Origin of the sequence: Yersinia rohdei ATCC 43380 (assembly GCF_000173775.1) — a bacterium.
GTDB lineage: Bacteria > Pseudomonadota > Gammaproteobacteria > Enterobacterales > Enterobacteriaceae > Yersinia > Yersinia rohdei.
Genome location: NZ_ACCD01000038.1, coordinates 24,766 through 33,587, shown reverse-complemented (window position 1 = coordinate 33,587; position 8,822 = coordinate 24,766). Strand labels below are relative to the sequence as shown.

The following is an 8,822-nucleotide window of genomic DNA, read 5'->3' as shown; positions in this document are numbered from 1 at the left end:
AGGCCGCAACTGCTAATTTCAATTAAAATGATCGTTTGCTGCATTCCACAGCAAAACCCCGCTTTATACCCTGTTGTGCACAAACTTATCCACAGAAGTAATCTGAACTGAAAATTGACGAGCATCACGCAATCGTTTTCGCTACAATTCCCCGCGTCGAAAATGCATGTCGGTATTTGGTAAATACTGTTTCTGCCGATCGATTTTTGGCTAAAAGGTATCAATGGAACTGAAATTAACCCTGTTATTGCGTTTACAGCGCTAGCAAGCGCACTAATTATTGGCAGGAAGCCCCCTTTGGGACGTTATCTGAATCTGTTCCTCTATATATAGAGAGAAGTTCAAGGTATAGATTCATGTAACGCTCTATATAGCGAATGAAAAACTGCGATTCCAAAGCCAAGGGATAAAACCATGCAACAATGCCGTCCAATCCGCCGTGCTCTGCTTAGTGTGTCTGACAAAGCAGGTATCATTGAATTCGCCGAAGCGCTTTCTCAGCGTGGCATCGAGTTACTCTCCACCGGCGGTACTGCACGCCTGCTGGCTGATGCCGGTTTGCCGGTCACCGAAGTTTCTGATTACACCGGTTTCCCGGAAATGATGGATGGCCGTGTTAAAACCCTGCATCCAAAAATTCATGGCGGTATTCTCGGTCGTCGCGGTCAAGACGATGGCATCATGTCCGAACATGATATTCAGCCAATCGATATGGTCGTCGTGAATCTGTATCCATTTGCCCAAACCGTCGCGCGCCCGGATTGTTCACTGGAAGATGCCGTTGAGAATATCGATATCGGCGGCCCAACTATGGTGCGCTCTGCCGCCAAGAACCATAAAGATGTTGCTATCGTGGTCAAGAGTAGCGACTACGCCGCAATCATCACCGAGCTGGATAACAATGACGGCTCCCTGACTTACCCAACCCGTTTCAATCTGGCTATCAAGGCATTTGAGCACACCGCTGCCTACGACAGCATGATTGCCAACTACTTCGGCACTATGGTTCCGGCTTACCACGGCGAGACAGAACAACCCGCAGGCCGCTTCCCACGGACGCTGAATCTTAACTATATTAAGAAGCAAGATATGCGCTACGGTGAAAACAGCCACCAGCAAGCGGCCTTCTATATAGAAGAAGATGTAAAAGAAGCATCAGTGGCGACTGCGCAGCAGCTACAGGGCAAAGCACTGTCTTATAACAATATCGCCGACACCGATGCCGCGCTGGAATGTGTGAAGGAATTCAATGAGCCCGCTTGCGTTATCGTCAAGCATGCCAATCCCTGTGGCGTGGCTATTGCTGATTCACTGCTGGCAGCTTACGACAAAGCCTATAAAACTGACCCCACCTCTGCTTTCGGCGGCATTATTGCCTTTAACCGCGAGCTGGATGCCGAAACCGCACAAGCCATCATCAGCCGCCAGTTTGTCGAAGTGATTATCGCCCCAGCCGTCAGCGCCGAGGCACTGGCGTTATTGGCCGCCAAACAAAATGTTCGCGTTCTGACTTGTGGTCAGTGGCAAGCACGTTCTGCCGGCCTGGACTTCAAACGCGTTAACGGTGGATTGCTGGTTCAGGATCGCGACTTAGGTATGGTGACAGAAGCCGACCTGCGCGTGGTGTCCCAACGCCAGCCAACGGCACAAGAGCTGCGTGATGCGCTGTTCTGCTGGAAAGTAGCGAAGTTCGTGAAATCTAACGCCATCGTCTACGCCCGCGATAATATGACCATTGGGATAGGTGCCGGCCAAATGAGCCGCGTGTATTCCGCCAAGATTGCGGGTATCAAAGCGGCCGACGAAGGTTTGCAGGTTGCCGGCTCCGCGATGGCATCCGATGCCTTCTTCCCCTTCCGTGACGGTATTGATGCTGCGGCGGCCGTGGGAATTACCTGTGTTATCCAGCCAGGCGGTTCCATCCGTGATGACGAAGTCATTGCTGCCGCTGATGAACATGGTATTGCGATGATTTTCACCGACATGCGCCATTTCCGTCATTAATCGTCTTTCTAACCCTATAAAGGTGTGCGCTTTGGCGTGCACCTTCACGGAGTCATCCCGATGAATATTTTGATTATTGGTAATGGTGGTCGCGAGCATGCTCTGGGCTGGAAAGCAGCGCAGTCACCTTTGGCAGACAAAATCTATGTCGCACCGGGCAATGCCGGTACGGCCTTGGAACCACGGCTGGAAAATGTCGATATCGGAGTAATGGACATCGCCGGTTTACTGGCCTTCGCTCAAAGTCACGATATTGGCCTGACTATTGTTGGCCCAGAAGCTCCACTGGTGATTGGCGTGGTTGATGCTTTCCGTGCTGCGGGCCTGGCTATCTTTGGCCCCACACAGGCCGCCGCACAGTTGGAAGGCTCTAAAGCCTTCACGAAAGACTTTTTGGCTCGCCACAATATTCCTACCGCCTTCTACCAGAACTTTACCGAAATCGAACCCGCGCTGGCCTATGTGCGCAAGATTGGTGCGCCCATAGTGATTAAAGCTGATGGGCTGGCCGCCGGTAAAGGGGTGATTGTCGCCATGACATTGGAAGAGGCAGAAACAGCCGTCCATGACATGCTGGCGGGCAATGCCTTTGGTGATGCGGGCCACCGCATTGTGGTGGAAGAGTTCCTTGATGGCGAAGAAGCCAGCTTTATCGTGATGGTGGATGGCGAAAACGTGTTGCCGATGGCCACCAGCCAGGATCATAAACGAGTCGGCGATGGTGATACCGGCCCGAATACTGGCGGCATGGGCGCTTATTCTCCGGCACCCGTGGTCACCGATGAAATCCACCAGCGCGTAATGGACCAAATCATCTGGCCAACGGTGCGTGGCATGGCTGCGGAAGGCAATGTCTACACCGGTTTCCTGTATGCCGGTTTGATGATTTCTACCGATGGGCAACTCAAAGTGATTGAATTTAACTGCCGCTTTGGTGATCCCGAGACTCAGCCCATCATGTTGCGGCTGCGTTCCGATTTAGTCGAGCTGTGTTTAGCCGGTACTCAAGGCAAATTAGATGAGAAAACCTCTGACTGGGATGAACGCCCTGCTCTGGGTGTGGTGTTCGCGGCGGGCGGCTATCCGGCGGATTATCGCCAGGGCGATGTTATTTATGGATTACCGCAGCAGGAAGCGGCGGATGGAAAAGTCTTCCACGCGGGAACTCGCCTCGACAGCAATAATAACGTCGTGACCAGCGGGGGTCGGGTGTTATGTGTCACGGCGCTCGGGGAGAGTGTTGCTCAGGCACAGCAACGTGCATATGAACTTGCTGAGAATATTCAGTGGGAAGGGGCTTTCTACCGTAAAGACATTGGCTATCGGGCTATTGCACGTGGCAAATAAAAACTGATGAGTTACCAGGGGTGCAGTTCGCTGTGCCCCATTTATCCAACCAGCCCGCTATCTTTTATCCAAGCTGCGCAGATATAAACTATTCTCGGTTACAAACTATCCCAGCTATAAACTGCCCGCCGTCGGCTCCCAGTGGCAGAAATCCTGATTAGCCACTAACAGCAATTGCTGTCCTTCTGATGAATCCAACCATGCCACCCCCAAGGGTTCGGCACTATTCGCGCCGCGCTTGCTTAACCACTGCTGTGAATTATCATCAACACCCAGCCGTAGTGTCTTCCCGGCACAGGTCGTCACTATCCCATTCTGCCAGCGCCCCTGAATTAACTTGATGTTTCCGGCGCGCAATGCGCTGCTTAGCTCCAGGATACGCTTGGCTTCTAATTGATAAACCGCAATATTATCCGCAGAAAGTGGCTCACGCCGTGTTGCCAATTGGCGTTGCATAAAGCTTATCTGACCTTGCTCATCAAAACGTAATTCGACACTTTGCGGGTTAGGCCCCAAATCATTGCGCCGGATTTCACGTAACAAACCATTCTGATATTCGTAGAAGGTCACACGGGTATTATCCCCGGAATAGGGGCTATAGACGCTCATCAGCACTTGTGGCTGCTGTTGTGCATTATCCTGACGCCATAAACGAACTACACCGCTATCGGCAATATATCCGCTGGCACTGAACTGAGGGGAGTCGGACTGGCTGCCACAGGCGCTGAGACCAAGGGCTAAACCGAGGGTCATCAGCACCCGCTGCATAAACAAAAGGGGCTTTGCCACCCCCCTGCTTATTATTTTCACTGACACACTATTAAGATTTAACAGAATCTTTCAGTGCTTTACCAGAAACAAACGCTGGCACATTAGCTGCAGCAATTTTGATTTCTTTACCAGTCTGTGGGTTGCGGCCAGTGCGCTCATTACGATGGTTTACTTTAAAAGTACCGAAACCAACCAATTGTACTGGATCACCGTCTTTCAGAGATTCGGTAATTGCAGCCAGTGTGGATTCCAAAGCAGCCTTTGCTTGTGCTTTAGAAAGGTCCGCTTTGTCCGCGATTACGTCAATCAGTTGAGTCTTATTCATAAGTTATCCTTACAGTGTGTTTATCGTTTGCAAAGCATCGAGTGCGACGGATATGCCAAATGACAGCACTCTCCTGCATACACGCACCGATAGCCACTTTTTTTCGCCCCCCAAATGTAGAACAGACAGGGGGCAGATGTGAAGCCTTAAGACGTGACAAATCAGGCGTTAAATCACGTTTTCTTGTGTTATTGCGTTAAATTTATGCCAATGTTACTCACTGCGGCTTCTCGTAGGTCAGATCGTAACCCTTTGATCAGCTCTAAGTCGCGCTCTTCGCAGTCAGCTAATAGACGGAAAATCTCCCATTGGATATCCCACTCTTCTTCAACCGCGGGCAAGATTTTCAGTTCTTCATCGGTCATTTCTTTGCCGGCTAATGTCATTTCCAGCATCGCAACTGTGCGAATTGATGCTTCACTGATAGCGATAGCATGTTCCAGTGTTTCACCACTCAAACGCGAATGAATCGCTTCACTTAGGGCAATACACGCATCAATAGCAGGGTAAACACCGTAGATAGCATAGTCATCAGCAGAAGGAATAGCTTCTTCCAGCTTCTCTAACTGGCTATCAAAATTGACCTTGGCGTCTTTTACCACCAATGTTTCCCAGATAAGATCCAGAATACGTCGGTAAACTGCAGGATCGCCAAATTCGGTTTCCAGACAAAATTGCTGATAATTGGGATACATCCGCTCGCACAGGCAGGCCATGAAAGTCAGATGTTGCCAGCTTTCCAGCTTTTCGAGACGTAGATGAATCGGATTACGTATCATTATGAGTTCTCATTATTCATTATCTGCGCGGCAGTGTACCCGAAATTAAATCATATCCCTATGCTTGCCAAGTAAATCAGGATTTTTCCCTATCCAACGCTGGAATTGCGCACGGTTTGAGGCTATAGCATCTGCCCAGCGTGTTGGTTCTGGCAAGCGGTAACCCGCCATACAATGTTGAACCCATTCCAACGCACTGCCAACACTTACCCGGTGACCCGGCGAAATAAACAGCGGATTACAGCGGGCCTTGCTGCGCCACACCCAACCAAGCTGCTCATTTCCCTCAACCAATGGCTGTAGCGCGCCATTATCATTGCCTAATGGCTGAAAATGGCCACACAGGCGGCTTTTGGCAACACCAATGGTCGGCACATCAACCAATAAGCCAAAATGGCTGGCAACCCCTAAACGGCGAGGATGCGCAATACCCTGCCCATCGACAAAGACCAAATCGGGCCGTTGCTGTAGCTTATCCCAAGCCGCTAATAATGCAGGATATTCACGAAAAGAAAGTAAACCGGGGATATACGGCAATGAAGTTACTACTCGGGCAATGTGATATTCGACTAATTCGAGAGAGGGATAACGTAAAACTGCAATAGCAGCACGGGTAATTGCCCCCTGCTGCTCAAAACCTACATCTGCACCGGCAATAAAGCGCACAGCCCCACTAGCAATATCATCATGAAGAATGACTTCAGATGCCCGTTGCAATTGTTCAGCTCGTAGCGCTTTAGTATCAACCATCAGCTTGATTATCCACTCGTTATTGATGGTAGGCTTTGGATAACTGGTGCACTGCATCAACAAAAGCACCGGCATTTTCTGGCGGGACATCTTGATGAATACCGTGGCCCAGATTAAATACATGCCCTTCGCCCTGACCAAAACTCGCCAAAATAGTGCTGACTTCTTGCTCAATCCGCGCCGGCGCTGCATACAGCACCGAAGGGTCCATGTTGCCCTGGAGAGCGACTTTATCACCCACACGGCGGCGAGCATCTGCAATATCCGTGGTCCAATCCAGCCCCAATGCATCACAACCCGTGGCGGCCATCGCCTCTAACCATTGCCCACCACCTTTGGTGAACAAGGTGACTGGCACACGGCGACCGTCATTTTCGCGAATCAAACCATCAACGATTTTATGCATGTAATTCAAGGAGAACTCAGCATAATCGCGCCCAGTCAACACCCCACCCCAGGTATCAAAAATCATGACAGATTGCGCGCCAGCTTTGATTTGGGCATTAAGATACAAAATAACGCTGTCAGCCAGTTTATCCAGCAACAGATGCAGAGTTTGTGGCTCGGCATACATCATTTTTTTCAGCTTGGTGAACGCTTTGCTACTGCCGCCTTCAACCATATAGGTGGCCAGTGTCCAAGGGCTGCCGGAGAATCCAATTAATGGCACTGCACCCGCTAGCTCACGGCGAATGGTTCTCACCGCATTCATGACATAACCCAATTCCTGTTCTGGGTCGGGCACTGGGAGTTTTTCAACATCTGCCCGGCAAGTAATTGGCGAGTGGAAACGTGGGCCTTCGCCGGTTTCAAAATACAGCCCCAGCCCCATGGCATCAGGAATGGTCAGAATATCTGAAAACAGAATCGCCGCATCCAGCGGATAACGACGCAATGGCTGCATTGTCACTTCACAGGCCAATTCCGCATTTTTGCACAGTGACATAAAATCCCCAGCAATGGCACGGGTGGCTTTATATTCTGGCAAATAGCGGCCTGCCTGGCGCATCATCCACACTGGCGTGACATCTACCGGTTGGCGTAATAAGGCACGCAGATAGCGATCGTTTTTCAACTCATTCATGATGAAGCTCCCTTAATTAGCTGGCGGCATTGTAGCATGCCAAATCTAGCTGTCCTGTTCACTGCGACACAACGCCACAGTATCTTCAATCAATCGACGCGCGACAGTGCCCGGCGGCGGCAATAATGGCAGTTGATCGTAACGATACCAGTTGGCGTTGAGCAATTCTTTTGGATCATGGCGCAGCTCGCCGCTGTCATATTCCGCCATAAATGCCATCATTAACGAATGCGGGAACGGCCAGGGCTGAGAAGTGACATAACGCAGATTTTTAATTCTGATATTGCTTTCTTCCATCACTTCGCGGGCTGCCGCCTGTTCCAGCGTCTCGCCCACTTCGACAAAACCGGCCAGCACTGTGTTAATACCGCCACGATGACGAACATGTTGCGCCAATAAAATCTCATCACCGCGCCGAATAGCCACAATTACACAAGGGGCAATTTGCGGGTAATAGCGCTCGCGGCAATGATTGCATAAGCAAGCCCATTCAGTCCGGCTGGCATGCATTTGATGGCCGCAATAACCGCAGAAACGATGAGAGCGATAAAATTCCGCCAGTTGAACACCTCGTCCAGCCAGTTGGAATAAGCTGCGATCCACTTCCAGCAACTGTCGCACCGATCCCATGTCGCTGTTCATGAGCTGACGAATCAGCCACACGGCCTGTCCTTGCCATTCGCCAATTTGTCTGGCCGTTGCGCCCTGTAATGACCAATTGGCGGCATTACCTTGTGGTAACTCCCCGTTTGGTAACCATAATTTGTTTTCATGGCTGACAATCCACCAGCCACTTTCTTTACCTGTTAGTTGTAGTTCCATATCGTTGTTGCACAACCTCGACTTCACTGGCAATCTAGAATCCGGCTTGTTACATTTTTGTAACCCACTTTTATTTTTTCTTACTCATGGAGTCGTCATGCTCAACCGACTGGAAAACCTGACTCAACGCGTTGGCGGCAGTAATGAATTAATTGATCAATGGCTTCATGCACGCAAAGAACTGTTAGTCTCATATTGCGCCGTGATCGGTATTAAGCCGCAAAAAGAGAAGCATACCCCGCTTAATGGAAAAGCGCTGGAGAACTTTTGCCATAATCTGGTGGATTATCTCTCTTCTGGGCATTTCCAAATCTACGATAGAATTATCAAACAGGTAGAAGGGGCGTCTAGTCCCAAAATGACATTGACGACCAAATTTTATCCTGCATTACAAAATAATACTCAAACTATCATGGCATTCCATGATTCTTATACCAACATTGAGATTGATGACGATAACTGCACCGAGTTCCAACAGGCGTTATCTGATATCGGCGAGTCTCTTGATGCTCGTTTTAAGCTAGAAGATCAATTAATTCAATGGGCTGCGGAGTCATGGCAAGCCGCTCAACAAGTTGACTTACAAACAAAAACAAATTGATATTTGTAAGGTTGATGACCTTCAGTTCCGTGTCAGCCGGGGCGGCTGCACCTCTGGGCACTCCGGCCGCTTACGCGGCTACGACCCATTCGGCACATTTCCCCGCCAATCAACTTTGTTAGCCGCCTGACAAATTGACATTTGTGATACTTAATAAGCCAATCATTCAGGTGGGGTTGTAGTTTTAAAATAACCTCATATACTCAAAGCTCTTGTCGGAGTGCCTAGCATTGCTTTTTAACAAAGCAAACGCAGGCTGAGACCGTTAATTCGGGATCCGCGGAACCTGATCGGGTTAGTACCCGCGAAGGGAACAAGAGTAATTTATCGCTACAGATC

Annotated in this window: 9 protein-coding genes and 1 riboswitch; of the genes, 3 read left to right on the top strand and 6 right to left on the bottom strand. The window is 49.8% G+C overall.

Translation table 11 applies throughout. The features are described 5' to 3' along the window. Positions 1 to 414 precede the first annotated feature (414 nt). Together purH and purD are read left to right on the top strand one after the other, a co-directional pair. Complete coding sequence (purH, locus tag YROHD0001_RS01605) at positions 415 to 2,004, top strand: bifunctional phosphoribosylaminoimidazolecarboxamide formyltransferase/IMP cyclohydrolase (RefSeq protein ID WP_004716494.1); 1,590 nt, start codon at positions 415 to 417, stop codon at positions 2,002 to 2,004. 60 nt (positions 2,005 to 2,064) lie between these two features. Further along, positions 2,065 to 3,351 (top strand): phosphoribosylamine--glycine ligase, encoded by a 1,287-nt coding sequence (purD, locus tag YROHD0001_RS01610; protein WP_004716493.1) that lies wholly within the window; start codon positions 2,065 to 2,067, stop codon positions 3,349 to 3,351. 114 nt (positions 3,352 to 3,465) lie between these two features. On the opposite strand, the gene YROHD0001_RS01615 is transcribed toward purD, so the two are convergent. From YROHD0001_RS01615 to nudC, 6 genes are all read right to left on the bottom strand, one after another. Beyond that, positions 3,466 to 4,119 (bottom strand): DUF1481 domain-containing protein, encoded by a 654-nt coding sequence (locus YROHD0001_RS01615; protein ID WP_004716492.1) that lies wholly within the window; start codon positions 4,117 to 4,119, stop codon positions 3,466 to 3,468. 52 nt (positions 4,120 to 4,171) lie between these two features. Beyond that, positions 4,172 to 4,447, bottom strand: a complete 276-nt coding sequence (hupA, locus tag YROHD0001_RS0118785) for a nucleoid-associated protein HU-alpha (protein ID WP_004876782.1) — start codon at positions 4,445 to 4,447, stop codon at positions 4,172 to 4,174. A 188-nt stretch (positions 4,448 to 4,635) separates the two neighbouring features. Further along, positions 4,636 to 5,226 carry a YjaG family protein gene (locus YROHD0001_RS01620; protein ID WP_004716490.1) on the bottom strand — a complete coding sequence of 197 codons (591 nt, stop codon included), beginning with the start codon at positions 5,224 to 5,226 and terminating at the stop codon, positions 4,636 to 4,638. Between the two features lie 45 nt (positions 5,227 to 5,271). Further along, entirely contained in the window at positions 5,272 to 5,976 is a 705-nt protein-coding gene (gene nfi / locus YROHD0001_RS01625) for a deoxyribonuclease V (protein ID WP_004716489.1), read from the bottom strand. 19 nt (positions 5,977 to 5,995) lie between these two features. Further along, positions 5,996 to 7,060, bottom strand: a complete 1,065-nt coding sequence (hemE, locus tag YROHD0001_RS01630; RefSeq protein WP_004716488.1) for a uroporphyrinogen decarboxylase — start codon at positions 7,058 to 7,060, stop codon at positions 5,996 to 5,998. 45 nt (positions 7,061 to 7,105) lie between these two features. After that, the gene (gene nudC / locus YROHD0001_RS01635) at positions 7,106 to 7,882 is read right to left on the bottom strand and encodes an NAD(+) diphosphatase (RefSeq protein WP_004716487.1); all 777 of its coding nucleotides are present in this window, start codon (positions 7,880 to 7,882) and stop codon (positions 7,106 to 7,108) included. A 97-nt stretch (positions 7,883 to 7,979) separates the two neighbouring features. On the opposite strand from nudC, the gene YROHD0001_RS01640 reads away from it, so the two are divergent. After that, the gene (locus YROHD0001_RS01640; protein ID WP_004716486.1) at positions 7,980 to 8,483 is read left to right on the top strand and encodes an Rsd/AlgQ family anti-sigma factor; all 504 of its coding nucleotides are present in this window, start codon (positions 7,980 to 7,982) and stop codon (positions 8,481 to 8,483) included. Positions 8,484 to 8,689: 206 nt separating this feature from the next. Continuing rightward, a riboswitch (TPP riboswitch) is annotated at positions 8,690 to 8,813 on the top strand. Positions 8,814 to 8,822: the final 9 nt, after the last annotated feature.